Origin of the sequence: Rhizobacter sp. (assembly GCF_046595475.1) — a bacterium.
Taxonomy (GTDB): domain Bacteria; phylum Pseudomonadota; class Gammaproteobacteria; order Burkholderiales; family Burkholderiaceae_C; genus Rhizobacter.
In genome coordinates this window covers 16,171-39,445 of sequence record NZ_JBKJOQ010000047.1, presented here as the reverse complement: position 1 = coordinate 39,445, position 23,275 = coordinate 16,171, and the positions used below count along the sequence as shown (strand labels likewise).

The 23,275-nt window shown below is 65.2% G+C and carries 24 protein-coding genes; 4 read left to right on the top strand and 20 right to left on the bottom strand.

Going from position 1 to position 23,275, the window contains the following annotated elements:
- Positions 1 to 18 precede the first annotated feature (18 nt).
- Both AC30QB_RS09440 and AC30QB_RS09435 read right to left on the bottom strand, forming a co-directional pair.
- Entirely contained in the window at positions 19 to 1,254 is a 1,236-nt protein-coding gene (locus AC30QB_RS09440) for an MFS transporter (protein ID WP_489545955.1), read from the bottom strand.
- A 239-nt stretch (positions 1,255 to 1,493) separates the two neighbouring features.
- Positions 1,494 to 3,833, bottom strand: a complete 2,340-nt coding sequence (locus AC30QB_RS09435; protein ID WP_489545954.1) for a nitric-oxide reductase large subunit — start codon at positions 3,831 to 3,833, stop codon at positions 1,494 to 1,496.
- Here AC30QB_RS09435 and AC30QB_RS09430 point away from each other — a divergent pair.
- The gene (locus AC30QB_RS09430; RefSeq protein WP_489545953.1) at positions 3,832 to 4,194 is read left to right on the top strand and encodes a hypothetical protein; all 363 of its coding nucleotides are present in this window, start codon (positions 3,832 to 3,834) and stop codon (positions 4,192 to 4,194) included. The two genes, AC30QB_RS09435 and AC30QB_RS09430, sit on opposite strands and share 2 nt — an antisense overlap.
- Before the next feature lie 83 nt (positions 4,195 to 4,277).
- Here AC30QB_RS09430 and AC30QB_RS09425 read toward each other — a convergent pair whose 3' ends face one another.
- The 9 genes from AC30QB_RS09425 to AC30QB_RS09385 form a co-directional block, all read right to left on the bottom strand.
- A complete protein-coding gene (locus AC30QB_RS09425) occupies positions 4,278 to 4,724 on the bottom strand; it encodes a GNAT family acetyltransferase (protein ID WP_489545952.1) in 447 nt (148 codons plus the stop codon).
- Positions 4,725 to 4,775: 51 nt separating this feature from the next.
- Positions 4,776 to 5,291 carry a GNAT family N-acetyltransferase gene (locus AC30QB_RS09420; RefSeq protein WP_489545951.1) on the bottom strand — a complete coding sequence of 172 codons (516 nt, stop codon included), beginning with the start codon at positions 5,289 to 5,291 and terminating at the stop codon, positions 4,776 to 4,778.
- A 206-nt stretch (positions 5,292 to 5,497) separates the two neighbouring features.
- A complete protein-coding gene (locus AC30QB_RS09415) occupies positions 5,498 to 6,142 on the bottom strand; it encodes a hypothetical protein (RefSeq protein WP_489545950.1) in 645 nt (214 codons plus the stop codon).
- 27 nt (positions 6,143 to 6,169) lie between these two features.
- Positions 6,170 to 6,694: a hypothetical protein gene (locus AC30QB_RS09410; RefSeq protein ID WP_489545949.1), complete on the bottom strand. Its 525-nt coding sequence runs from the start codon at positions 6,692 to 6,694 to the stop codon at positions 6,170 to 6,172.
- A gap of 199 nt (positions 6,695 to 6,893) precedes the next feature.
- Positions 6,894 to 8,252: an enolase C-terminal domain-like protein gene (locus AC30QB_RS09405; protein WP_489545965.1), complete on the bottom strand. Its 1,359-nt coding sequence runs from the start codon at positions 8,250 to 8,252 to the stop codon at positions 6,894 to 6,896.
- A 53-nt stretch (positions 8,253 to 8,305) separates the two neighbouring features.
- Entirely contained in the window at positions 8,306 to 9,352 is a 1,047-nt protein-coding gene (locus AC30QB_RS09400; RefSeq protein ID WP_489545948.1) for a LacI family DNA-binding transcriptional regulator, read from the bottom strand.
- 185 nt (positions 9,353 to 9,537) lie between these two features.
- Positions 9,538 to 10,722 (bottom strand): ergothioneine biosynthesis protein EgtB, encoded by a 1,185-nt coding sequence (gene egtB / locus AC30QB_RS09395; protein WP_489545947.1) that lies wholly within the window; start codon positions 10,720 to 10,722, stop codon positions 9,538 to 9,540.
- A 13-nt stretch (positions 10,723 to 10,735) separates the two neighbouring features.
- Positions 10,736 to 11,650 carry an L-histidine N(alpha)-methyltransferase gene (gene egtD, locus AC30QB_RS09390; RefSeq protein WP_489545946.1) on the bottom strand — a complete coding sequence of 305 codons (915 nt, stop codon included), beginning with the start codon at positions 11,648 to 11,650 and terminating at the stop codon, positions 10,736 to 10,738.
- A gap of 414 nt (positions 11,651 to 12,064) precedes the next feature.
- Positions 12,065 to 12,691, bottom strand: coding sequence for a TetR/AcrR family transcriptional regulator (locus AC30QB_RS09385; RefSeq protein ID WP_489545945.1), 627 nt, complete (start codon positions 12,689 to 12,691; stop codon positions 12,065 to 12,067).
- A gap of 114 nt (positions 12,692 to 12,805) precedes the next feature.
- On the opposite strand from AC30QB_RS09385, the gene AC30QB_RS09380 reads away from it, so the two are divergent.
- On the top strand, positions 12,806 to 13,651 hold the full coding sequence (locus AC30QB_RS09380) for an SDR family NAD(P)-dependent oxidoreductase (protein WP_489545944.1): 846 nt from the start codon (positions 12,806 to 12,808) through the stop codon (positions 13,649 to 13,651).
- Between the two features lie 43 nt (positions 13,652 to 13,694).
- On the opposite strand, the gene AC30QB_RS09375 is transcribed toward AC30QB_RS09380, so the two are convergent.
- The 5 genes from AC30QB_RS09375 to AC30QB_RS09355 all read right to left on the bottom strand — a co-directional run bounded on the left by AC30QB_RS09375 (position 13,695) and on the right by AC30QB_RS09355 (position 17,528).
- The gene (locus AC30QB_RS09375; protein ID WP_489545943.1) at positions 13,695 to 14,471 is read right to left on the bottom strand and encodes an ABC transporter permease; all 777 of its coding nucleotides are present in this window, start codon (positions 14,469 to 14,471) and stop codon (positions 13,695 to 13,697) included.
- The gene (locus AC30QB_RS09370) at positions 14,468 to 15,466 is read right to left on the bottom strand and encodes an ABC transporter ATP-binding protein (protein ID WP_489545964.1); all 999 of its coding nucleotides are present in this window, start codon (positions 15,464 to 15,466) and stop codon (positions 14,468 to 14,470) included. The genes AC30QB_RS09375 and AC30QB_RS09370 overlap by 4 nt, the downstream gene beginning before the upstream one ends.
- A 66-nt stretch (positions 15,467 to 15,532) precedes the next feature.
- Positions 15,533 to 16,753, bottom strand: coding sequence for an NAD(P)/FAD-dependent oxidoreductase (locus tag AC30QB_RS09365; RefSeq protein WP_489545942.1), 1,221 nt, complete (start codon positions 16,751 to 16,753; stop codon positions 15,533 to 15,535).
- 77 nt (positions 16,754 to 16,830) lie between these two features.
- A complete protein-coding gene (locus tag AC30QB_RS09360; RefSeq protein WP_489545941.1) occupies positions 16,831 to 17,154 on the bottom strand; it encodes a 2Fe-2S iron-sulfur cluster-binding protein in 324 nt (107 codons plus the stop codon).
- 11 nt (positions 17,155 to 17,165) lie between these two features.
- The gene (locus AC30QB_RS09355; RefSeq protein ID WP_489545940.1) at positions 17,166 to 17,528 is read right to left on the bottom strand and encodes a VOC family protein; all 363 of its coding nucleotides are present in this window, start codon (positions 17,526 to 17,528) and stop codon (positions 17,166 to 17,168) included.
- A gap of 306 nt (positions 17,529 to 17,834) precedes the next feature.
- Between AC30QB_RS09355 and AC30QB_RS09350 the strand changes: the two genes are divergently transcribed.
- Positions 17,835 to 20,177, top strand: a complete 2,343-nt coding sequence (locus AC30QB_RS09350; protein WP_489545939.1) for an ATP-binding protein — start codon at positions 17,835 to 17,837, stop codon at positions 20,175 to 20,177.
- Positions 20,178 to 20,262: 85 nt separating this feature from the next.
- On the opposite strand, the gene AC30QB_RS09345 is transcribed toward AC30QB_RS09350, so the two are convergent.
- The 4 genes from AC30QB_RS09345 to AC30QB_RS09330 all read right to left on the bottom strand — a co-directional run bounded on the left by AC30QB_RS09345 (position 20,263) and on the right by AC30QB_RS09330 (position 21,946).
- Positions 20,263 to 20,514 (bottom strand): hypothetical protein, encoded by a 252-nt coding sequence (locus tag AC30QB_RS09345; RefSeq protein WP_489545938.1) that lies wholly within the window; start codon positions 20,512 to 20,514, stop codon positions 20,263 to 20,265.
- A 131-nt stretch (positions 20,515 to 20,645) separates the two neighbouring features.
- Positions 20,646 to 21,038 (bottom strand): DUF1801 domain-containing protein, encoded by a 393-nt coding sequence (locus tag AC30QB_RS09340; RefSeq protein ID WP_489545937.1) that lies wholly within the window; start codon positions 21,036 to 21,038, stop codon positions 20,646 to 20,648.
- 12 nt (positions 21,039 to 21,050) lie between these two features.
- Positions 21,051 to 21,458 (bottom strand): VOC family protein, encoded by a 408-nt coding sequence (locus AC30QB_RS09335; protein WP_489545936.1) that lies wholly within the window; start codon positions 21,456 to 21,458, stop codon positions 21,051 to 21,053.
- Positions 21,455 to 21,946, bottom strand: coding sequence for a helix-turn-helix domain-containing protein (locus AC30QB_RS09330; RefSeq protein WP_489545935.1), 492 nt, complete (start codon positions 21,944 to 21,946; stop codon positions 21,455 to 21,457). The genes AC30QB_RS09335 and AC30QB_RS09330 overlap by 4 nt, the downstream gene beginning before the upstream one ends.
- Positions 21,947 to 22,236: 290 nt before the next feature.
- On the opposite strand from AC30QB_RS09330, the gene AC30QB_RS09325 reads away from it, so the two are divergent.
- Complete coding sequence (locus tag AC30QB_RS09325) at positions 22,237 to 23,253, top strand: zinc-dependent alcohol dehydrogenase family protein (RefSeq protein ID WP_489545934.1); 1,017 nt, start codon at positions 22,237 to 22,239, stop codon at positions 23,251 to 23,253.
- Positions 23,254 to 23,275 lie beyond the last annotated feature (22 nt).

The following is a 23,275-nucleotide window of genomic DNA, read 5'->3' as shown; positions in this document are numbered from 1 at the left end:
TTGTCGGTCTCTTTCTTTCTAGTTCGAGGTCATGTTTTCCGTGCTGCGGTAAGCCCAGAAGCGCGGCAGCAGCGCGCCCGTGGCCACGACGCCGGCCACGCACACCAGCCCACCGGCCCCTATGGCCCAAGACACCCCCCACGCATCGGCCATGAAGCCAGCCCGCGCGTTGCCAATCAATGGGCCGGTGAGGTAGCTGATCATCTCGATGCCGGCCAGTCGCCCGCGCAATGTGTTGGGGATGGTTTCGTTCCAGATGGTGCCGCGAAAAACGCCACTCACCATGTCGGCAGCACCGGCCACCGCCAGGAACAGCAAGCCCCACGCCAGGCTGGGTGCAAAGCCCAGCGCCACGATGCCCAGCCCCCACACCACCGCGGCGATCACCACCGCACGGCCGTGACGTGTAACGCGCGAAGTCCAGCCACTGAAGAGGCCGATGAGCAGCGCGCCCACCGCCATGGCCGACATCAGCCAGCCGACAGATTCGGTACGCCCGTCGGCGGCGGCCATGGCCGGAAACAGCGCAACCGGGAAGGCGAAGGCCATCGCGACGATGTCGATGAGGTAAGTGCCCATCAACGCGGGCCGTGCCCACGCGAAGCGCAAGCCCTCGGCGAGATCGGCCAGCAGGTGCGAGCGCTCGCCGGCAGGCACGACGCTGCCGATGCGATCGCGCGGAATGCGAGCGATGAACAGCAGCGCAGCAATGAAGGTGACGAAGTCAAACACATAGGCACCCACCGCGCCCCAGCGTGCGAGCAGCACACCTGCCAGCGCCGGGCCCGCCACCATGCCGACCGTGCCGCGCACCGACGACAGTGCGGCCACGGCGGCAAACTCGTCGGGCCGCGCGAGCTTTTGCGTCAGCGCCTCCAGCGCCGGCCGATGAAAGCCGCTCGCGCCCTGCAGCACCGCCACCAGCGCGTAGATCGCGAGCACGCTGGGGGCGGCGGCCAGCGCGTTGGCCAGCAAGCCCGCGAGGCACAGCGCCATCAAGGCCTCTGAGCCGATCAGCAGGCGCTTGCGATCCATGCGGTCGGCCATGGCTCCACCCAAGAGGCTGCAAGCAAGCACGGGCACGAGCTGCACGAGGCCAAGCAGGCCGACCTGCGCGTTGGAGTGCGTCAACTCATAGAGCTGCCATGGCACGGCCACGTAGCTGACCATGGTGCCAAGGCCCGAGATGAACTGGCTGGCGAAGAGGTGGCGAAACGCAGCGTTGCGGCGCAACGGGCCGAGGTCAAGAAACATGCGGGGTCGTGTGATGCATTTGCCACGGCAAGGCCGTGAACGATGCGAAAAAGGCGCTAGCCTGACAGGTGCGCAGTGTGGCGTCTATCCTGACTTTTCACCGCGACGTGAGTTGAGCGGGCTCACCCATGTGTCGACAAGCCCGATCTCTGAGCACCCGCCAGGAAAGCTGATGCACTGAGCGTCGACCTTGCCCTCACCCAGCCGCGCGCAAACCGAAAGGCGGCCCCGGCCCGCACTCAGGCTGAGTGTGCCGGGCCCACTGTTTCGCCGTGAGGCCCAGCACGCAGGTTGAGGTACCCCTTGACCGCGGCGATCACCAGCGGCACCGCCCCGAACACGATGAAGACCACGTCGCCTGGCATGCGCAGCCACTCGATCAGGTGCGATCGCTCGCTGCCGATGTAGTCGAGACTGCGCGCATGCCAATAGCCGTTTTGCAGCACGTCCCAAACCTGCAGCAAGCCGCCTGGGAACAGGCTCATCACGACCATCATCGCCAGGCCGACGTTGGTGCCCCAGAAGGCGCAGCGTATGTACTTCTCAATGCCGGGCCAGCGCGCATCGCTGCTCGTCTGCCGCAGCACGAACACCATCATCGCGATCGCCAGCATGCCGAACACACCCATCATCGCGGCGTGCCCGTGGTTCGGTGTGAGCAAGGTGCCGACCTCGTAGTAGCTGACGATGGGCAGGTTGATCAGGAAGCCAAGCATGCCCGCGCCGACGAAGTTCCAGAAGCCCACGGCCATCAGAAAATAGAACGTCCATTTGTGCGGGATGACCATCTGCTTGCCGTTGGCGTCGCGGTCGCCGCGCGTGGTGCGAACGAAGTCCCAAGCGTCTAGCGTGAGCAGGGTCAGCGGCACGACCTCCAGCGCCGAGAACAGTGCCGAGACTGCCATGTTGACGTTGGTCTGACCTGTGAAGTACCAGTGGTGGCCGGTGCCCATCAGGCCTCCCAAAAAGTACAGGATGGCGTCGAGGTAGATCACCCGCAGCGCCACATTGCGGCGGGTCAGCCCGAGTTGATAGAAGGTCAGCGCCACAACAGTGGTGGCAAAGAATTCGAAGAAGCCTTCGACCCACAGGTGAATGATCCAGAAGCGCCAGGTGTCGACCACGGTGAAGTTGGTCTTGGCGCCGAAGAGCATCGCCGGGATGTAGAACAACGGTATGGCCAGTGCCGCCACCAAAAACATGCGCACGATGGGCTGGGCGGTGCCATCGGCCAGCGCCCGCGGGCGCACCAGCGACCACAGCAGCGCAAACCAGGCGAACAAGCCTGCGACCAACAGCATCTGCCAGACGCGGCCCAGCTCCAGGTATTCCCAGCCCTGGTTGCCAAGCCAGAACCACCACGACCCCAGCAACTGCTCAAGGCCCGCCCACTCACCCAGCAGGCTGCCGAAGATGACCACCGCAAACGCTGCGAAGAGCGCATGCGTGCAAGCCGCCAGCCAGCGCGGCTCGTCGCTTCGCAGCGAGCGCCCTAGGAACAGCGCAGCCGCCACGTAGGCGGTGGCGATCCAGAAGATGGCCAGCTGCAGGTGCCAGGTGCGCATCAGGTTGCTGGGGAAGATGCGCTCCAGCTGAAAGCCGTAGAAGCTGCCCGGGTCGGCGCGGTAGTGGGCCACCGCGCCGCCCACCAGCGCCTGCGCCAGCAGCAGCAACGCCACCACCACGAAGAATTTCACCAGCGCGTTTTGGCCTCGGCTGGACTGCCCCGGCAGCATCTGTGGCTTGACCTTGTGGCCGCGGGTGATCCACCCCAGGTAGTCGAACTTGCCGAACGCCAACAGCACCGTAGCAATGCCCGCGAGCAGCACCGTCAGGCTGAGTGCGCTCCACAGCAGCGCACCCGAGGTGGCAAGGTTGCCTACGCTCGGGTCGTAGGGGAAGTTGTTGGTGTAAGAGTGCTCTTCGCCGGGCCGCGCTGCGACCGATGCCCAGGCCGCCCAGGTCACGAAAGCCGTGAGCTGGCGCAGCTCGGCAGGGTCGGTGATGAGGTCGGCCTTCAAGCCGGCGTTGCGCGAGGGGTCGTGAAAGTAGCTGGCCCAGTGCGTGATCTCTTGGCCGAAAGCGGCGGCCTGCGAGGCCGTGAATTGCAGCACCCCCGTAGGCGCGTCATAGCGATTTGTTTTCAGCGACACGATCGTCTCTGCCTGCACGGCCGCGGCCTGGCTGCGGGTCAGCGCAGCAAAAGTTTGGTGATGCCGCTCTTGTGCCAGGGCCTCGGCCGTGACCCGCCCCATGCGGTGCAGTGCCGTGGCTGAGAAGTCAGGCCCAAGGTAGGCCCCGTGGCCCCAGATGCTGCCGTTGGCCATGAGGCCGTAGCGCAGAAACACGGCCTGCCCATCGCCAACATCATCTGCGCTGAACACAAGCGTGCCCTGCGCATCGACCACGCGCGCGGGGATGGGAGGCGCGTTGCGGTACGAGAGTGTCGTGATCAGGATCAGGCCCGCAAAGCCGAGCACCATCACGATCACCATGGCGCGTATCCACCAGGGCGACAGCGGGCCGTCGTCTTCGGCCACAGGCTGCGCAGCCACGTTCTGGGTCGGGCTATGCGCCATGAAGCAGCAGTGTGACCAGAAGAGAAGAGTCTTCTATGGCTCGAAGCGAGTGGGGGACGCCGCCAGCCAGGCATTTCAGATCGCCAGACCGCATGACATCGTGGGTGCTCCCGATGGAAAACTCGACGCTGCCCTCCAGGCATTGCACCGTCAGCTCGCCGACCACATCGTGCTCGGGTATCGCTTTGCCGGCGAGCAGAACCACGCGAAACACCTCAAGGTGATGCGTCTTGTACAGCGTGGCGGTGCGGGCAGTCGTGATGGCGCTGCCAAGTGGCCGAATGTCGATCAACTCGCCCGAAAGCGCATGGTGTATGGCCATTTGTTTGAAGCTCCTCCTGGCGCAGATTGCGCCTATTGAGGATGAAGCGTCTGTGCGCCACCGAACGCATGCCTGTGAGCGCAGGGTTTTGCGGCCCCTCCACGCCGCGCCCCCGGCGTGGATCAACCCGTGGCGGGCCCGACGGCAAGCGGCTCATCGGGAATGAGCCGCTTGCCCAATGGCACCGCGTCATCAGGCGCATAACCCAGGTGCCGATAGAAATCGAGCACCGCCGTGTTGGTGCTGCGCACCAGCAGGTTGACCTTGGGGCAGCCCATCTCGATGAAGGCCTGCTCCACACGCTGCATCAGCAGCGCGCCATAGCCGCGCCCGCGCATCTCGTGTGCCACCGCCAGGTAGTTGACCCAGCCGCGGTGCCCTTCAAAGCCGGCCATCACCGTGGCGACCGGCTTGCCGGCCAGCTCGCCCACGAAGAACAACTCTCGCTGCACTGTCAGCTTGCGGGCGATGTCTTTGTGCGGGTCATTCCAAGGGCGGGTCAGGCCGCACGCGTGCCACAGGGCCACCACGGCGGCTTCGTCGGATTCTCGGTAGGGGCGGATCTGCATCTGCTGTCGTGGTTGGGTTGAAGTGCAAGGCGTGGCACCGGGGATCGAGCTTCAGTCGGCGTGCAGCTCGTAGTGAACCAGGTCGTACCAGGTACCCGCCAGCTCGAAGCTTTGCCGCGACCGGCCAAAAGGCGTGAAGCCATTGCCCGTGAGCACGCGGGTCGAGCCCAGGTTCTCGGGCCGGCTCGTGGCCTCTATGCGCAACAGCTTCAGCTCATGGAACGCGATCGCGATGACCTGTCGCACAGCCTGGCTCGCCACCCCGCGGCCACACGCAGATTGCGCCACGCGGTAGCCCAGCTCGGCCGAGTGAAAGTGGGCGCGCTTGACGCGTGTGAGGTTGACGCGGCCGACCAACAGGCCGCTGCCGTCCCTCACCAGGTAGTGGTACGACTTGTCTTCGGCAGCCTCGCGCCGTGCATCGGCTATGGCCGCACGCACGCCACTGACGGCGTAGTAGGCGGGCGGCCGCGCGTTGATGTGCGCTTCGAAGAATGCCCGATTGTCTTGCTCGAAGGCCAGCAGGTCTGGCGCATCAGCCGTTTGCAGAGGTGCCAGGTGAAGCATCAGGCGCCGTCGTGCCTGAGCGGCTTGATCATGTTCATGCCGGTGATGCCGTAGCCTGTGGAGCGGTACAGGGCCTGCGCACTGGTGTTGATACTGAAGACTGCAGGGCCAGGTGAGGCAGGCCCTGGGCTGCCGCAGCTCTTTAAAGAGTTTGTCGTCTGTCTCGGAGCCAAGAATTACTTCGTATACGTGATGTTGGCAGTGGCCTACGGCGCCACTGGGGCATAGACCTGAACGGGGTCAGCAATCTTGCCGTAGCCGCCAATCAAAGGAAGCTCGGTGCCAGCCACCACGGCCACGCGGATCGGCACCGTGGTAGCAATGATTGGGAACCGCTTCTTCAGCACCGGGATGTCTCGTGCAGCCTCGTCTTTCAGCGTGGCCGTCATCGAGCCTCCGGTAAAAGGCATCAAGCGGCCGACAAAATGAAAGTTACCCATGTACGTCGTCTTGCCCGCTTCCACGGTAAACGGCACACCAACCACAAGCCCTGACGTGGCGCGTATCGCACCGGCAGCTACACCCCAACCGGTGATCTTGTACTTGCCCGCGGGCAATTCAGTGGCGAAGGGGCGCCCATAAATTTTCAAATCTTCGTCGGTAATGGAAGAAAAGAGAGCGATCGGTGTCACTTGGCTTTCGCCGATTTCGAATCGAAATCCTCCACCACTGTCAACGTTCTCCACGAACACGCGGTATTTCCCTCGCATGCTGTCGAAGGTGATAGAGCCAGCAGCCAGCCCGACTCGTCTGTCCGGGGGCAGTTTGTAGTCGGAAGAAATGGTCGTCGATGCGCACGCGCTCAGCAGCAGACAGGCAAGAACAACGGCCGAGTGAAATCGTTTTGACATGCAAGATCCAAAGAGGGTAGCAAGGGTTCAGCGAGCGCTGCGTAGCGCGATTTGGAATGCGGGCGTGCTCAAGCATTGCGCCGCGAGGTCGTTGAGGGTGACGGGCAGGCTGCTGGTGTAGTCGTCAATGGCCGGCAGCAGCCCCAACTGCCTGAGTTCGGCTCGTCCGATGTAAGGCTGGTGCCAGACTTCTTTTCCCGTCTGGCGGTTGAAGAGCGTGATGTTGGCCACCAAGGCGAGACCCCACTTGGTTTTGAAGAACCCGCGCTCAATCACAGGGTCATCCAGAATATCGAGCCGCACCTGCAGCTCCAGTGGCGAGGTTAGTGACTTCGATACGTGAGCTTGTGACAGTGCTGCGTCGAAAGCCTGCGCAACGTACTCGCTCAGCGGATGATCCACGGCGAAGACGCCTTCCATTTTGGCACCGTGGTTGTTGCGCTTGTTGACCAGGATGCGCTGATCGTCCAGGGTCTTGCGGGTGAAGATGTCCTTGCGCATATCGGTGACAACCACACTGCGCACAGAGGTGCCGGCCAACGAGCCCGACAAGGCCTCAAGTTGAACCAGCTCCGGTCGGTACTCGAACTTGCCGTCGCTGCGCGTGAGAGCACACCCAACCAAGCAGGTCGCGAGAATGGCGGGCATGAGGAGAGCCCGCAAGAAAAGTCGATTCATGGCACTCGGTGTCGGAATGGATGGGCGGCGAAATGGCTGGCAGTGTACTGAGCCGCCAACGCCGCACTCTCCACTACCTCAACATGCACGGCCGCTTCGGATCAAAGCGCCAATTCGGCAGCAGGTGCTGCATGGCCACCGCGTCGTCGCGCGCACCCAGCCCATGCTGCTGGTAGAGCGCATGCGCCTTCTCCACCTCCACCATGTCGAGCTCAACACCCAGGCCGGGCGCTTTCGGCACCTGCACACGGCCGCCGACGATCTTGAGTGGGTCTTTCGTCAGGCGTTGGCCGTCTTGCCAGATCCAGTGCGTGTCGATGGCCGTCACGCGCCCGGGTGCGGCCGCGCCCACATGGGTGAACATGGCGAGTGACACGTCGAAGTGATTGTTGGAGTGCGAACCCCAGGTGAGGCCCCAGTCGCGGCAGGTTTGCGCCACGCGCACCGAGCCAGCCATGGTCCAGAAGTGCGGGTCGGCGAGCGGGATGTCGACCGACTGCAGCGACAGCGCGTGGGTCAGCTGGCGCCAGTCGGTGGCCACCATGTTGGTGGCGGTGCGCAAGCCGGTGGCGCGGCGAAACTCGGCCATCACCTCGCGACCTGAGTAGCCGTCTTCGGCCCCGCAGGGGTCTTCGGCATAGGCCAGCACGCCGTGCATGTCGCGCATCAGGCGCACCGCGTCTTTCAGCAGCCAGCCGCCGTTGGGGTCCAGGGTGACGCGTGCATCGGGGAATCGTTCGTGCAGCGCCGTCACCGCCTCGACCTCGGCCTCACCGGCGAGCACGCCGCCCTTGAGCTTGAAGTCGTTAAAGCCATAGCGCGCCTGCGCCGCTTCGGCCAGGCGCACGATCTTCCAGGTGGTGGTGGTGGGCTCGTGGCGCAGCCGCTGCCAAGGGTCGGCATCGGCACCTTCGACAGCAGGTGAGGCGTAAGGCAAATTGGTTTCGCTGCGGTCGCCGATGTAAAAAAGGTAGCCCAGCATTTCGACTGAATCACGCTGCTGGCCTTCGCCGAGCAAGGCCGCCACCGGCAGGCCAAGGTGCTGGCCGAGCAGGTCGAGCAGGCAGCACTCGATGGCGGTCACCACGTGGATGGTGGTGCGCAGGTCGAAGGTCTGTAGCCCGCGCCCGCCACTGTCGCGATCGGCGAAGCGCTCGCGCACCGTGCGCAGCACGCGCTGCCCGTCGCCGACGGGCTGTCCGATGACGAGGCTGCGCGCGTCTTCGAGCGTCTGGCGAATGTGCTCGCCGCCTGGCACTTCGCCCACGCCGGTGCGGCCGGCGTTGTCGGTCAACAGCACCAGGTTGCGGGTGAAGAACGGGGCGTGGGCACCGCTCAAGTTGAGCAGCATCGAGTCGCGGCCAGCGACAGGAATGACCTGCATGGTCACGATCTTGGGGGTGTCATTCATGGTCAAAACTCCGTCAGAAATTGAATGGTAGCGCTACCTTTTTTGAACGCCAAGCCGGCGCTGAAATGAAGACCCTAGCTGCTGGCGCGCTGAATGATTCGGAAGCCCAGGTCGATGACCTTGTCGGCCACCACCCGGCCCTCGGCGCGCTCGACGATGAAGCGTGCCGCCTGCCGGCCTATGCCGGTGCCGTCGATGCGCACGGTGCTCAGCGCGGGGTGGGTGTCGCCGGCAAAGGCGAGGTCGCCAAAGCCCACCACGGCCAACTGCTGTGGCACGGCAATGCCACGCGCAGCGGCCTCGGTAAGCACGCCCAGCGCCAGCAGGTCGGAGCTGCAAAACACCGCGTCGAGATCGGGGGTCTGCTTGAGCAACTGCGCGAGACCCGAGCGGCCGCTGCCCAGCGTGGTAGGTGCGGGCACCCGCAGCAGCGGCACGTCGGTTTCGCTGTGCGCCAGGCCCAGGCGCACGGCTTCGTCGATGAAGCCGCGGTTGCGGCGCTGTGCGCGCTCGTCGTCACCGGTGAGCAGCGCCGCACGGCGCCGGCCGCTGGCGTGCAGGTGCTGCGCCACAGCGGTGCCCGCGGCACTGTGCGAGAAGCCCACCAGCATGTCGATCGGGGTGGGTGTGAGGTCCCACGTTTCCACCACCGGGATGCCGCTGGCCAGCAGCTTTCGGCGGCCAGCCGGCGAATGCATGATGCCGGTGAGCACGATGCCATCGGGCCGTCGGCCAATGATGGCGTCGAGCAGGGCGTCTTCGCGCGATTCAGCGTAGCCGCTCTGCCCCAGCATCAATTGGTAGCCCGCTTCGGCGAGTGCGCTGGTGAGCGACTCCACCATCTCCATGAACACCGGCCCGGTGATGGTGGGCACCACGGCCGCCACGAGGCGGCTGCGCGCCGAGGCCAGGCCACCGGCGAGGCGGTTGGGCACGTAGCCGGTGCGAGCCACGGCCTCGTTCACACGGGTCAGGGTCTCTGTGGCCACCAGCGCGGGGGTGTTGATGGCGCGAGAGGCGGTAATCGGTGACACGCCCGCCAGTCGCGCCACGTCGGCGAGGGTGATGCCACCGCCGCCGCGTCGTGTGCGGCGAGGGGCAGGCGGAGCGGGGTTCACCATGGGGCGCGAGTGTAGCGGCACGGCTGACATCGCTACCATTCAATGCTTGACTTTCAATATATCAATCTGATTTCTGTATATACGCAGATGACTGCTCTGCGCAGCCCTGCCGCTCGTTGCCGGCATCCTGCATTCCCGTTTTCACGGGAATGACGAGCGCAACGTCAGCGGGAATGGACGGTTCTTCAGCGCGCCAGGCGTATGCCGCTGAACTGCCAGCACGCCGTGGTCGGAAAGAAGTTGCGGTAGCTCAGGCGCACATGCGAGCGCGGCGTGGCGACCGAGCCTCCGCGCAGCACCATCTGGTTGACCATGAACTTGCCGTTGTACTCACCGACCGCGCCCTCGCTCGCGCGAAAACCGGGGTATGGCAGGTAAGCGCTGGCCGTCCACTGCCAACACACGTCGGCTAGCTGCTGCAGCTTGGCGCCGCTGTGCTGCGCCGCATGCTCCCACTCGGCCTCGCTGGGCAGGCGCGCACCGGCCCAGCGCGCATAGGCGTCGGCCTCAAAGTACGACACATGCGTGACCGGTGCATGCGCAGCCAGCGCACGCAAGCCTGCCAGGGTGAACTCTTGCCAACCCCGCTCGCCGCGCCTCCAGTAAAGCGGGTGCTCGCGGCCCTGCGCACACTGCCAATCCCACCCTTCTGACAGCCACAGCGCCGGGTCGCGGTAGCCACCGGCTTCGATGAAGCCGGCGTACTCGGCGTTGCTGACCAAGCGCGAGGCCATCTCGTATTTCGACAGGAACACGCGGTGGCGCGGGCCTTCGTTGTCGTACGCAAACCCGTTGCCGTGGTGGCCGATCTCGGCCAGGCCTTCATCGTAGGCATGCCACTGCAATGCCTGCGCAGGCGCCTCATCCAAAGCCACTTCGCGGTAGGCCGGCAGCAGCGGGTTGCACGAGAGCAAATGCTTGATGTCGGTGAGCATCAGCTCCTGGTGCTGCTGCTCATGGTGCAGGCCCAACTCGATCAGCGCGAGTGCAGCGGGCTCGGCCTGTGCGAGCAAGCGCTGCATGCGTTGGTCCACGTCGGCGCGATAGGCGCGCACCGCGTCGAGTGCAGGCCGCGTGAGCAGGCCGCGCTGCGCGCGCGGGTGCTTGTCGCCCACGGCGTTGTAGTAAGAGTTGAAGAGCACGCGAAAGGCCGCGTCGAAGGGCTTGAAGCCCGGCTCCCAACGCTCGAGCACGAAGGTCTCGAAGAACCAGGTGGTGTGCGCAAGGTGCCACTTGGCAGGGCTGGCGTCGGGCATGGACTGCACGCACGCGTCTTCAGCCGACAGCGGCGCGGCGAGCGCCAGCGTGTGTGCGCGGACCTGGCTGTAGTGAGTGGCGAGTGCGGGTGCGGGTGCGTTCAAGTCGGGCATGCAGTCTCTCGTCTCAGGGGCAGGCCAGCACGACGGCAAACCAGCGCCGCTCATCCGTCCAGGCCACGGTGCGGTGGAAGCCGGCTTCGTCCAGCAAGCGGGCGAAACCTTCGATGTCGTACTTGTAGCTGTTCTCGGTGTGGATGCGCTCGCCCTGAGCGAAATCGCGCCCGCCGCCCGGCCACTGCACGCGGCAATCGGCCAGCGCCTCCAGGTGCATCTCGATGCGCGAGGCGGCGTCGTTGAAGAAGGCCACGTGCTTCCAGCCGGCGAGGTCGAAGTCGCTGCCGATGAGACGGTTGAGGTGGGTAAGCGCGTTGAGGTTGAAGGCAGCCGTCACGCCCGCTGCATCGTCATAGGCCGCTTCGAGCACCGCCACGTCTTTGCGCAAGTCAACGCCGATCAGGAGCGCCCCGTCGTCTTGCAGCATGTGCCGCATGCGTTGCAAGAGGCCGGCAGCCTCGGGCAAGTCAAAGTTGCCGATCGACGAGCCGGGGTAATAGATGAGGCGCTGCGCTTTGGGTACCGAGGCCGGCATCTCGATCTCGCGCGTGAGGTCGGCCGCGAAGGCACTCACGTCTAGCGTGGGCATCTCGGCCTTCAGCCGCGCCACGGACTGGTGCAAGAACTCTTCGGATATGTCGACCGCCACGAAGCGCGATGCGTCTATTGCCTCGCACAGGCTGCGCGCCTTTTCGCAGTTGCCCGCGCCCAGCTCGATCACCGTGCGGCCGGGGCCGAGCTTGCGCGCAATGTCGCCGGCGTAGCGCTGCATGATGGTGCACTCGGTGCGCGTGGGGTAGTACTCGGGCAGGCGCGTGATCTCTTCAAAGATCTCGGAGCCGCGCGCATCGTAGAAGTACTTGGGCGAGATGGTGGCCGGCGCAGCGGCCAGACCTCGGGTGATTTCATGCAAATCTTCGACCATGTCGTCTCCTGATGGGGACCGGCAGACGCCTGCTGAGCGCAGGTGCATGATCGTCGCACGGTGGTGGTGTTGGCAAGTCGCGGCGGGCACAAGGCTTCTTACACCCCGGCTCCCATGCAGGGAGCAAATGACATGCCGCCCGCACAGTAGACGGGGCTTCTCCTGACAGCGTTGTGTCAGGAGTGCTGCCGGCAACCCGACTCGCCCACCAGCCTCAGCGTCTCGCCGGCGTACACATGCAGGCTCACGCCCGACACGCCAGCACGCGCTGAAGTGGTCGGCCAGGCCACGCGCTGCCAGGGGGTCGTGCGGCATCAGGCGAAGCGCTGCGAAATAAGGTGCTTACCTTATGTGGTCGCTTTTTCATGCGCCTGTGCAAGCGCCGCCGGCCTGCGAAACCCCTAGGTCGCTTCCCTAGTTCCAGCGCGGCTCTCGCGAGCGGGTGCCTTCGGGCACGTAGGGCCAGAACAGCGCCTGCACCTGGGCGTAACCCGCTTCCAGATGCTTGCGGGTGATGCGCTTCACCCCTTGCGTGACCTGCAGGTACTCGATCCAGAAGGTGGCGATGATCCAGGTGTTGACCACCAGCCGCTCCAGCTCGATGGGCGAGGCGATCAAGTGGCCGCGCTCGACCATGCGTCGCAGCAAACGGCGCCCCCCTTCGTGGGTGGTGGCAGCCACGCCTTTGTTGCGCGCCCTCAGCTGCGGGGCCAGCTCGTAGAGCGTGGCGGCATCGCGGTAGAAGAAGCGCCAGTCCCAGGCGAGCTTGAAAAAGTCCATCAGACTGTCTTCGTCGACATCGTTTTCTTCGTTGGCCATCTGAAGGCGGCCCAGGTCGACCAGTGCCAGCTCGAACTGGTCGAACAGCGCCAGCACCATCTCTTCCTTCTTCTTGAAGTAGTAGTACAGGTTGCCTTCGTTGATACCCACCGTGGCGGCGATCTCAGCCGTGGTCACGGCGCCGGGGCCACGCTCGTTGAAGAGGCTGCGGCAGGTTTCGAGCACGCGCTCGCGGGTCGACAACTGGGTTTTGGTGTTCAAGGGGGTAACTTCGTACAGCGGCCATTGATTGTCACCGTAGCCGACCCTCGGGCAAGCACTGATGACGCCCATAAGGCATGCACCTTAGATTCCTTGAAGTATCAGGGAGACTGGATGCATCAGGACATGAAGGGCCGCGTGGCGGTTGTGACCGGCGCGGGCAGCGGCATAGGCCGCGCGCTGGCACGCCGCCTCGCCGAGCGCGGCTGCGCGCTGGCGCTGTGCGACATCGATGCCGAGCGCCTGAGTGAATCGGCACGCGAGGCTCGCGCCGCCGGCGCCCACGTCAGCGCGCACCCGCTCGACGTGGCCGACCCTGCCGCCGTGGCCGCCCTGCCCGCGGCGGTGCTGGCCGAGCACGGCCGGGTGAGCATGCTGTTCAACAACGCCGGCGTGGCGCTGATGGGTGAGTTTCAACAGCTCACCGACGCCGACTTCCAGTGGCTCTTCGGCATCAACTTCTGGGGCGTGGTGAACATGACGCGCGCGTTTCTGCCCGCGCTGCTGCACGAGCCGTTCGCGCATGTGGTCAACGTGTCGAGCGTTTTCGGCTTCGTGGCGCCGCCCGGGCAATCGGCGTATGCCGCGGCCAAGTTTGCCGTGCGCGGCTTCACCGACTCGCTGCGCCACGAGCTGGAAAGCACGTCGGTGCGCGTGGTGGCGGTGCACCCCGGCGGCATCAAGACCAACATCGCCCACGCGGCGCGGCGCGCAGCTGGCATACCCGAGGCCTTGCAGCGCGGCGCGGCTGATGCCTTCGTGATGGCGGTGAAGACCACGCCCGAGCAGGCAGCCGACCGCATCTTGCAGGGCCTGGACAAGGGCGAGCTGCGCATCCGCATCGGCGCTGATGCGCGCTTTCTCGACCGCCTGTCACGGCTGATGCCGGTGGGTTACTGGGGCGTGCTCAAGAAGCGTGTGGCCAAGGCAGGCCTCAAGCGCGCCGCAGCAACAACATAGCCGCCTTGCCGCTGGTGCTCGCAGCGGTTGCCGGCTACGGGGCTCAGTTCTTCAAGCGATACCCGGTGCGCACCATCCAGCCCACCACGGCCATGCAGGTCAACAGCAGCGCGAGGGTGGCGCCCAGGCTCCACCACACGCCCACGTCAGCTGTGTCGAAGAAGCTCCAGCGAAAGCCGTCGATCAGGTAGACCACCGGGTTGAACAAGGTGACCGTGCGCCACAGCGGCGGCAGCATGTCGATGGAGTAAAACGCGCCGCCCAAAAAGGTGAGCGGCGTGATGACCAGCATGGGGATCAGCTGCAACTGCTCGAAGCCCTTGGCCCAGATGCCGATGATGAAACCGAAGAGGCTGAAGGTCACCGCGGTGAGCACCAGAAAGGCCACCATCCAGACCGGGTGCGCAATGTGCAGCGGCACAAAGAGGTAGGCCGTGGCCAGGATCACCAGCCCGAGCGCGATCGACTTGGTGGCCGCCGCGCCCACGTAGGCCAGCACCAACTCCAGTGACGAGATCGGCGCCGACAGCAGCTCGTAGATGGTGCCGGTGAAGCGCGGGAAGTAGATGCCGAACGACGCGTTCGACAAGCTCTGCGTGAACAGCGACAACATGATGAGCCCTGGCACGATGAAGGCGCCATAGGCCACGCCGCTCACCTTCGACATGCTCGCCCCGATGGCCGCGCCGAACACCACAAAGTAGAGCGAGGTGGTGATCACCGGCGTGATCACGCTCTGGCCCACGGTGCGCATGAAGCGCGCCATCTCGAAGCGGTAGATGGCCCAGACACCGTAGGCGTTGAAGCGGGCGGGCGTCATGCTGCCACCCCTTTCTCTTGTGCCTTGTCATTTAACTCGTCGCGTGACTTGTCATGCACCAGGCTCACGAAGATGTCTTCCAACGAGCTCTGCTGCGTGTTCACGTCTTTGAAGCCTATGCCCAGCTCAGCCATGCGGCGCAGCAGGGGTGCCACGCCCCCGGCGTCGCCTGCATCGAACTCGCGCTGCAGCGTGTGGCCACCCGGCTTGAGCACGAGCTTCCATTCGGCCAGCTCGGCAGGCAGCGCATCCATCGCGTGTTCGAGCTCGATGGTGAGCTGCTTCTTGCCCAGCTTCTTCATCAGCACGGATTTTTCCTCCACCAGAATCAACTCACCCTTGCTGATGACGCCGATGCGGTCGGCCATGTCTTCGGCCTCTTCGATGTAGTGGGTGGTCAGGATGATGGTCACGCCACTTTCGCGGAGCTGGCGCACCAGCGCCCACATGTCGCGGCGCAGCTCCACGTCGACACCCGCAGTGGGCTCGTCGAGGAACAAGATCTCGGGCTCGTGCGACAGCGCCTTGGCGATCATCACGCGGCGCTTCATGCCACCCGACAGCTCCATGATCTTGCTGTGCCGCTTGTCCCACAGCGAGAGGTCGCGCAACAGCTTCTCGATGAAGGGTGGGTTGGGTTTGCGGCCGAAGAGGCCGCGGCTGAAGTTGACCGTAGACCACACGCTCTCGAAGGCATCGGTGGCCAGCTCTTGCGGCACCAGGCCGATCTTGGAGCGCGTGGCACGGTAGTCGCGCACGATGTCGTGGCCCGCCACGGTGACGCTGCCCGAGCTGGCGTTGACGATGCCGCAGACGATGGAGATCAGCGTGGTCTTGCCCGCACCGTTGGGGCCGAGCAGCGCAAAGATCTCACCCGGCTTGATGTCGAGGTCTATGTGCTTGAGCGCCTGAAAACCTGTGGCATAGGTCTTGGTCAAGCCGGAGATGGAAACCGAGCGAGGCGCTTGGGTGGTGGGTGGCGTCATGGCAAGCATCTGTGGGCGGGCGAGCATGTTAGGAGCAAACGGCGAGCCGCGTTGCCCCAGGGCCACTGGATCAGGTCAAGGGATCAAGGTCTTGAGCGCAATCGCCGGGTCGCAGGCCACCTCAGGCGCGGGGCTGGTGCCGGTCTCGAGCAGCTTGCGTGCGGCCATGTGGTCTAGCGGCGCGTTGACGCTCTCCACACACACCAGCCGTTCGCCCAGGTAGTGCAGCAGCGAGAAGCTCGCCGCACTGGCGCCGGGGCGGCGGTGGCGCGTGCCGTTGGCTGGTGCGAGGCCGGCCATCTGCAAGCGCATGGGGCCCTGCTCTGACCAGAACCAGGGCAGCGCCCGGTACGGCTCTTCGCGCCCTTGTAACGTGGCGACGGCCGTGCGCGCCTGATCGTTGGCGTTTTGCACCGACTCGAGCCGCACACGCTGCGCGCTGCGCGACTCGGGGAAGCTCGCGCAGTCGCCGATGGCCAAAATGTGCGGGTCGCTGCTGCGCAGGCAGGCATCGACGGTGATGCCGTTGTCGCAGGCCAGGCCGGCCGCGCGGGCCAGGCTGTCTTCGGGTGAGGCGCCTATGCCCGACACCAGCAGGTCGACGCTCTCGCGCTGGCCGTCGACAGTGAGGGCCACGAGGCGGTCACCCTCGATCTCGAACCCGCCGACCGCCACGCCCAGCTGCACCGTGATGCCGCTCGCGCGGTGGGTCTGCACCACATGCTCCGACACCTCGGGCGACACCGATCGCATCAGCAGCCGTGGCGCGCTCTCGAGCACGGTGACGGGCTTGCCGAGCGCGCGCGCGGTGGCCGCAATCTCAAGCCCGATGAAGCCGCCCCCCAGCACGGTGATGTGCGCGGCTTGCGTGACCAACTCGCGCACCCGCAAGGCGTCGGCCGCACTGCGCAGCGCCGCCACATTCGTCAGGCTCTCAGGCAGAGAGTGCAGGCGACGCGCACGCGCGCCCGTGGCCAGCACGAGCCATTCGTAGGAAAGCACTTCACCGGAACGCAGCCGCACACTGCGCTGCGCCGGGTCTATGGCCACCGCCGCGTTGGCCCGGTGCACTTGAATGCCAGCCTCGGCATACCAGGCCTCGGCACGGTGCCATTGCAGGGCCTCGTCTGGGCTTTTCAAATAGGCCTTGGACAAGGGCGGCCGCTGGTAAGGCAGCTCGGGTTCTTCGCACACCAGGTGCACGCGTGCGCCCAGGCCGGCCGCGGCCAGGCCAGCGCACAGCTGGGCAGCGGCATGGCCGCCGCCGACGATCACGATCGAAACAGCATCACTCATGGTGGGCAAGAAATCTCAGGTTGGAGGAGCGGTGAGGCGGGCGGTGCGCCGGCCGCCAGCTTACCGCCGTGCCGTGTTCAGTACTGAGAGGGTGGAACGCGCACGACCAGCCCCTGCATCGCCCCGGTGAGCTTGATCTGGCAGGACAGCCGGCTGGTGGGCAAACGCTCGGCAGCCGTGCATTCCAGCATTTCGAGCTCGTTCGGCAAGGGCGCGGGCAGCTTGTCGACCCAGGCTGGGTCCACATACACATGGCAAGTGGCGCACTGCGCCGCGCCACCGCACTCGGCCACGATGCCGGCCACGCCAAAGCCGGTGGCCGCCTGCATGAGGCTCACCCCTTCAGGCGCTTCGAAGCCTTGCTCGCTGTCGTCGGGGAGGATGAAGCTGATGTCGGGCATGTCACTGCTGGTCACTCTGTGATGGACAGAAGATTGCCATCAGGGTCTTTGAACCACGCCACCTGAGCGCCACTGGGCGCGCGCCAGACGCCTGCATCGTCTTGCGGCAGGCCTGCGAAGCGCTCGAACACGACACCCCGCCCCACCAACGCCTGCAGCACGGCATTGATGTCGACTACGGCCCAGCCCAGGCTGGTGTAGCCCTGCGCCTGCACGGCCTGCACTTTCTGAATGCGCAGCGTGGTGCCGTTCGCATCGAAGACCAGGGCAAACGGCGTGTCTTCGAGCAGCGTCAAACCCAGGCTGTCTCGGTAGAACGCCTTGGCACGATCAGGGTTGGATGTGGCAGCAAAGGCGACAAGTTTCGATTGCATCAACATGGCGGTTGATCACTTTTCGTTCAACGCGAGCTTGGTGCCCAGGCCTGCAAAGGCCGCGGCAAAGCCGTATCGCAGCCGCTTCTGTACCCGCGCCGATTCGACGCGGTGTTGGCGAAAGGATGCATCGCATGCTCCTGTGAAAATGACAAGCCGCAGGATACGCCTGGATTGCGGCATGGGGCACGCCCCGCGGGGTAGCAAGCGAGCCGCCTGAAGCAGCGCAGCCCCCCGGGAAAGCTGCCTATGCCTGCGAACGGGCGGCTGGTCATAATCCTTGCGTCACTTGCAAAGAACAAGACCATGGGTACAGGGTCACATCTTTCAGCCCGTTGGCGCCATTTGCGCGGTGCGGGCCGGCGCTTGCGCGAAAGCTACTTCCTCAAGCGCCTGCTGCTGTGCGCCGTCGCCGTGGCCTTGCCCCTGCTGGCCTTGCACGCCTACACGCTCTACCGCCAAGCCGAAGACGAGAAAGCCGAGGCCGTGGCCGCAGTGGCCGCGCGGTCGAAAGACGCTGCCAAAGAGATCGACGCTGTGTTCAGCCGCGCCGAGCGCGTGCTCGGCTTCCTGGCCACGCGTCAAGAGTTGCAAGACCTCGACGGCACGCGTTGCAGCGAGCTGATCAAGGGACTGACCTCGGTCGACTCGCTGCTGGCCAACGTGGGCGCGGTCGACATCAACGGCTCACCGCTGTGCCTGTCGGTCGTGTCGCCCTCGCGCTTCAAGTCGTACAAAGACGTGGCCTGGTTCAAGGAGGCGCTCAGCCGCAACGACGCCTTCCTGAGCAAACCCTTTGTCGGCGACATCAGCCGGCGCCCGCTGGTCAACCTGGTGGTGCCGATCACGAACAACAAGGGCCAGCGCATCGGCTTTCTGGGTGCGGCCATAGACCTGGGCATGCTCACCGAAGCCACGCTCGGCCGGGGCACCCTGCCCGAAGACAGCGTGGTCTCACTGATCGGCCCCGATGGCACCATCTTTGCGCGCAACCCCGGGCTGCTGCAATGGATGGGCAAGACCGTGCCGTCGAGCACGCGCGGGAACGAGCCGCGTGCGAACAAAAGCTTGTTCATCGGCGCAGGGCCAGACGGGGTCGTGCGGCTGTACGCCCGCACCAAGCTCAAGCACTTCGACCTCGTGGCGGGAGCGGGCGTGCCCATGGCCACCATCCTGGCCAAGAGCGAGAAGGGCTTTCGGCACAGCGCGTTCATCGCCGCGAGCGTGGGCCTGCTCGGACTGCTCGTGGCCGCCTGGGCGGCGCGCCGGCTGACGACGCCACTGCGCAGCCTGGGCGAGAGCGCACGTGCATTGGCGGCTGCCGAGCCGGGGGCGCGTGCAGACGAAAGCCTGCCGGGCGAATTTCGCCAGCTCGCGGTCGAGTTCAACCGCATGATCGACGCGCGCAGCGCGGTCGAGTCGTCGCGTCGCGCGCAGGCAGCAGCAGAGGCGGCCAACCATGCCAAGGGCGAGTTCCTCGCCCACATGAGCCACGAGATCCGCACGCCGATGAACGCCATCCTCGGCCTCACCGACCTCACGCTGCGCAGCGAGCTCAACGCCGAGCAAAGGCGCTACCTGTGCCAGGTGCAGACGGCGGCCACCTCGCTGCTGAGCCTGATCAACGGCATTCTCGATTTCTCGAAAATCGAGGCGGGCAAGCTCGAACTGGAGTCGCGCGAGTTTTCGCTGGCCGTGGTGCAAGAGCGCGTGCGCAACGTGATCGGCCTCAAGGCGCAAGACAAGGGGCTCTCGCTGTTGTCGCACCTGGGGCCTGGGGTACCGCCGGTGCTGGTGGGTGACGCGCTGCGCCTGGAGCAGGCGCTGGTCAACCTGTGCGGCAACGCAGTCAAGTTCACCTCGCGCGGCGAGGTGTTGGTGTCGGTGGAAAAGGTAAACACCCTGCCCGACCAACGTGTGACGCTGCGCTTTGGCGTGCGCGACACCGGCCCGGGCATCGCCCCCGAGCAGATGGCCGGCCTGTTCAGCCCGTTCACGCAAGGCGACGCTTCGACCACGCGCCAGTTTGGCGGCACCGGCCTGGGCCTGGCCATCACCAAGCAGCTCATTGAGCTGATGGGTGGAGAGATCGGCGTGCACAGCAGGCTCAACCAGGGCAGCGAGTTTTACTTCACGCTGCCGTTTGCGGTGGGCACAGGTGAGTCGCTAGAGCCGCAGCGACCGGCCCACGCCCCCAGCGCCGAAGACGCCGTCACGGCCAACACCTGGGCCGTGCACGGCGCACCGGCCGAGCTGGCCGGCGCGCGCATCTTGCTGGTGGAAGACAACGAGCTCAACCGCATCGTGGCCACCGACTTGCTGACCCACGTGGCCGGTGCCCACATCAGCGTCGCACTCAATGGGCAAGAGGCTGTGGGGCAGGTCAGTGAAGCGCCCTTCGATCTGGTGCTGATGGACGTGCAGATGCCTGTGATGGACGGCTACCAGGCCACCCTGCTCATCCGCCAAAACCCCAAGCTGCAGTCTCTGCCCATCATCGCGATGACCGCCCACGCCATGCAACGCGACCGCGACCAGTGCCTGGCGGTGGGCATGAATGGCTTCGTCACCAAGCCCATAGACCCGGTCGAGCTGTTTGGCGTGCTGGCGAAGTGGGTGGCCATCGGCCGCAAGGCGCGAGACGGCTGACGCGCTACTTCAGCAGGCGCGAAAAAGGGCGCCCACTTTCGGCGCCCCACCGGGCGACAGCCCGTCTGCGGTTTGAGACCGGACCTTAATTCGTCGTCTCTTTGGCCGCATCCTTCGCGTTTTCGCGGTGATTCTTGGCCTTGGCCTTGTGAACCTTGGCCTTGGCCTTGTGCACGGTCTTCTTCGGCTCAGACGACATCGCGGCCTTGGTGTTTTCCGTGCCCTGCTTGGCCGTCTCGGCCACGGCCTTTCCAGATTCCTTGACAGCCGTGCCCGCTTGGGCAAAGGCAACGTTCGCGAGCATCAGAACGGCAATCGCAGCGATCAGTTTCTTCATCGTCATCTCCAGGTTTTGTGTCTGCACCGCCCCCGGCGATGCGTACGCGGATGTTGCGTGGCGTAAGGTCTTTCAAGCGTCAGCGCAGGTGCTGTGCGTGTGTAGGAGCATTTCCATTCCTGATGGATCTCTCAGCCAGAGGCCGCTTGGTTCAAAGCCGCAGCAGCCCGGACCAGCGCCTTCAGCGCCGTCTTGTTCAGCTTCTCGCCTTCGTGGAAGTCGATGGCACGCCTGACATTGCCTTCGAGGCTTGAGTTGAAGAGGCCCGCCGGGTCTGCCACAGCGGCTCCCTTGGCGAAGGTCATCTTCACGGCCTTCTTGTAGGTCTCGCCAGTACAGATAATCCCGTGGTGCGACCACACGGGCGTGGCCCACTTCCACTCTTCGATCACCTCGGGCACGGCCTCCTTGATCAGGGCACGCAGACGGCCGAGCATCTCGCCCCGCCAATCGCCCAGGGCTTGGATCTTTGCGTCTATCAGCTCAGCGGCCGGCTCGGCGCTCGTCAATGGGCTCTTCTTCATGGGGTGGTCTCCTCAGCGGCGCGCCTGGATCATCTTCCAGCCGTTGCCTGATGGGTCGCGAAAGCCCGCATCGACCGTGCCGAAGCGGTCTATGGGCTCCTGCGTGAACTCAACCCCGCGCTCGCGCATCTGGGCGTGGGCCGCACGGCAATCGGTCACCGTCAGCACCATCGGCGGCATCGCCCCTTTGGCCACGATGGCGCGCAGCGCCTGCGCTGTCGCGGCGTCAAGCGTGGGCGGCCCCGGCGTGAACAGGCCGAGCTGAAACGACGGCTGCTCGGGGTGCTGCACCGTGAGCCATCGGTAGTCACCGTTGCGCACGTCGGTGTGCACGCGAAAGCCCAGCTTCTCGACATAAAACGCGAGCGCCTCGTCATGGTCTCGCACGTACAGGCCAACAACTTCAACACCTTGGTTCATGGAATCTCCTTTTCTTGGGATCCATTTATACCGTCGGCTTCCTGGCGCCGCTTCTCCGAAACTGCGGTTCTGAGGTCGGGCCTGTGCGCGGCGCTCACGATGCACGCGGGCACACGGCCCAGCTCGTGCGCCGTGGCTCTGGCGCGCGAGCGCACGGCGCTTGGGTTCTCACCGGTGATGTCGCGGAAGGTGCGCCCGAACGTGCCCAGGCTCTCCCATCCGGTTTGGAAGGCGATGTCGGTGATGGGCAGCTCGGTGTCGCGCAGCAGTGCCGTCGCCCGCTCAATGCGCCGCGTAAGCAGGTAGCGGTGGGGCGGCGTGCCGAAGGCTTGCTTGAACGATCGCGCGAAGTGGGCCTCGGAGACGCCGCTCACCTCAGCGAGCCGTTGGACGGGCCAGGCCTCTTGCGAAGCGGCGTCCATGCGGTCTTTCGCGCGCAGCAAGCGGCGCAGCAGCTCGGGATCTTGGGTTGCAGGGCCTTCACTCATGCTGACTGTTGCGCCTATGGGTCATCTGCCGCGATCTTCTTGCGGTCGCAAGCTTGCCACGACCGGCATTCCAGGCCCAGCGGCGTCGACAACAAAGACCTCCCCCATGTTCAAACTCCGTTTGACCTGAGGTATGGAAGGGTGCGCTGGTGCACTGCGCTGCCCTTCGATACCTCGGGGCGAACGGAGCCATGGAACGGCTAGCAAGGCGTCATCACCTCCGACGTTATCGACAGATGCGCGGAGCGCCTTCAGCATGGCGAGCATCAACACCACACGTCACGCCCACCATGCAGACCTACATCATCGAAAGAGCTGGCGACCCAGACGGGCTCGCAGTGCTGGAGCGCGAGACCCCGCGGGTCGGGCCGACCGACATACGGGTTCGGGTGCGCGCTGCGTCGCTCAACAAGCGCGACCTCTTCATCCTTCAGGGGACGTATCCCCTGCCGGCCCGCCCCGGTGTGGTGCCGCTGAGTGATGGAGCCGGCGAGGTGGTCGCGGTGGGCAAGCAGGTGACACGGTGGCGCATCGGTGATCGTGTAGCAGGCCACTACTTCGCGCGCTGGAAGAGCGGGCCGATCGACTTCGACGTGTTCGACCAACTCGGATGCGCCCTCGACGGCATGCTCGGCGAATACGCGGTACTCGACCAAGAGTGGGCCGTGCGCGTGCCGGCGCATCTGTCATGGGAGGAGGCTGCCACCCTGCCCTGCGCCGGCGTCACGGCCTGGAACTGCATCAATGGCCCGGTGCCCGTGACAGCCGGTCAGACGGTGCTCACGCTTGGCTCCGGTGGGGTCTCGACGTTTGCAATGCAATTCGCGAAGGCTGCCGGCGCCCGCGTGATCGCCACCACGTCCACGCCCGAGAAAGCACAACGGCTCAAGGCCCTGGGCGCCGATGTGGTCATCAACTACGCCGAGCAACCGGAATGGGGCAAGGTGGTGCGCGAGGCCAACGGCGCCCGCGGGGTCGATCTGGTGGTTGAAACCTTTGGCGCCGACACCATCGAGCAATCGGTGCGCGCCGTCGGCCTGCATGGCCAGATCATGCTGCTCATCGCCCGCGGCATGCACAAGCCCAACATCGAGATTTCAGCCCAGGCCTACTCGGCCACGATGGCGACCATCCGGCGCGTCTTCGTGGGCAACCGCGACAGTTTCGAGGCCATGAACCGGGCCATCGAGCAGACGCGCTTGCGCCCTGTGATCGAGCAGGTGTTCGGCTTCTCAGAAGCGAAGCAAGCCTACCGGCATTTCATGCGTGGGCAGTCGTTCGGCAAGGTCGTGATCTCGATGCCTTGAATCCCAGCAAACCCTAACCGTA

What these genes read in the sequence shown, in the direction of transcription:
- AC30QB_RS09440 (WP_489545955.1), bottom strand. Translation starts at nt 1,254, where the DNA reads ATGTTTCTTGACCTCGGCCCGTTGCGCCGCAACGCTGCGTTTCGCCAC.
- AC30QB_RS09430 (WP_489545953.1), top strand. Translation starts at nt 3,832, where the DNA reads ATGAAGCAGCAGTGTGACCAGAAGAGAAGAGTCTTCTATGGCTCGAAG.
- AC30QB_RS09435 (WP_489545954.1), bottom strand. Translation starts at nt 3,833, where the DNA reads ATGGCGCATAGCCCGACCCAGAACGTGGCTGCGCAGCCTGTGGCCGAA.
- AC30QB_RS09425 (WP_489545952.1), bottom strand. Translation starts at nt 4,724, where the DNA reads ATGCAGATCCGCCCCTACCGAGAATCCGACGAAGCCGCCGTGGTGGCC.
- AC30QB_RS09420 (WP_489545951.1), bottom strand. Translation starts at nt 5,291, where the DNA reads ATGCTTCACCTGGCACCTCTGCAAACGGCTGATGCGCCAGACCTGCTG.
- AC30QB_RS09415 (WP_489545950.1), bottom strand. Translation starts at nt 6,142, where the DNA reads ATGTCAAAACGATTTCACTCGGCCGTTGTTCTTGCCTGTCTGCTGCTG.
- AC30QB_RS09400 (WP_489545948.1), bottom strand. Translation starts at nt 9,352, where the DNA reads ATGGTGAACCCCGCTCCGCCTGCCCCTCGCCGCACACGACGCGGCGGC.
- egtB (WP_489545947.1), bottom strand. Translation starts at nt 10,722, where the DNA reads ATGCCCGACTTGAACGCACCCGCACCCGCACTCGCCACTCACTACAGC.
- egtD (WP_489545946.1), bottom strand. Translation starts at nt 11,650, where the DNA reads ATGGTCGAAGATTTGCATGAAATCACCCGAGGTCTGGCCGCTGCGCCG.
- AC30QB_RS09380 (WP_489545944.1), top strand. Translation starts at nt 12,806, where the DNA reads ATGCATCAGGACATGAAGGGCCGCGTGGCGGTTGTGACCGGCGCGGGC.
- AC30QB_RS09375 (WP_489545943.1), bottom strand. Translation starts at nt 14,471, where the DNA reads ATGACGCCCGCCCGCTTCAACGCCTACGGTGTCTGGGCCATCTACCGC.
- AC30QB_RS09370 (WP_489545964.1), bottom strand. Translation starts at nt 15,466, where the DNA reads ATGCTTGCCATGACGCCACCCACCACCCAAGCGCCTCGCTCGGTTTCC.
- AC30QB_RS09365 (WP_489545942.1), bottom strand. Translation starts at nt 16,753, where the DNA reads ATGAGTGATGCTGTTTCGATCGTGATCGTCGGCGGCGGCCATGCCGCT.
- AC30QB_RS09360 (WP_489545941.1), bottom strand. Translation starts at nt 17,154, where the DNA reads ATGCCCGACATCAGCTTCATCCTCCCCGACGACAGCGAGCAAGGCTTC.
- AC30QB_RS09355 (WP_489545940.1), bottom strand. Translation starts at nt 17,528, where the DNA reads ATGCAATCGAAACTTGTCGCCTTTGCTGCCACATCCAACCCTGATCGT.
- AC30QB_RS09350 (WP_489545939.1), top strand. Translation starts at nt 17,835, where the DNA reads ATGGGTACAGGGTCACATCTTTCAGCCCGTTGGCGCCATTTGCGCGGT.
- AC30QB_RS09345 (WP_489545938.1), bottom strand. Translation starts at nt 20,514, where the DNA reads ATGAAGAAACTGATCGCTGCGATTGCCGTTCTGATGCTCGCGAACGTT.
- AC30QB_RS09340 (WP_489545937.1), bottom strand. Translation starts at nt 21,038, where the DNA reads ATGAAGAAGAGCCCATTGACGAGCGCCGAGCCGGCCGCTGAGCTGATA.
- AC30QB_RS09335 (WP_489545936.1), bottom strand. Translation starts at nt 21,458, where the DNA reads ATGAACCAAGGTGTTGAAGTTGTTGGCCTGTACGTGCGAGACCATGAC.
- AC30QB_RS09330 (WP_489545935.1), bottom strand. Translation starts at nt 21,946, where the DNA reads ATGAGTGAAGGCCCTGCAACCCAAGATCCCGAGCTGCTGCGCCGCTTG.
- AC30QB_RS09325 (WP_489545934.1), top strand. Translation starts at nt 22,237, where the DNA reads ATGCAGACCTACATCATCGAAAGAGCTGGCGACCCAGACGGGCTCGCA.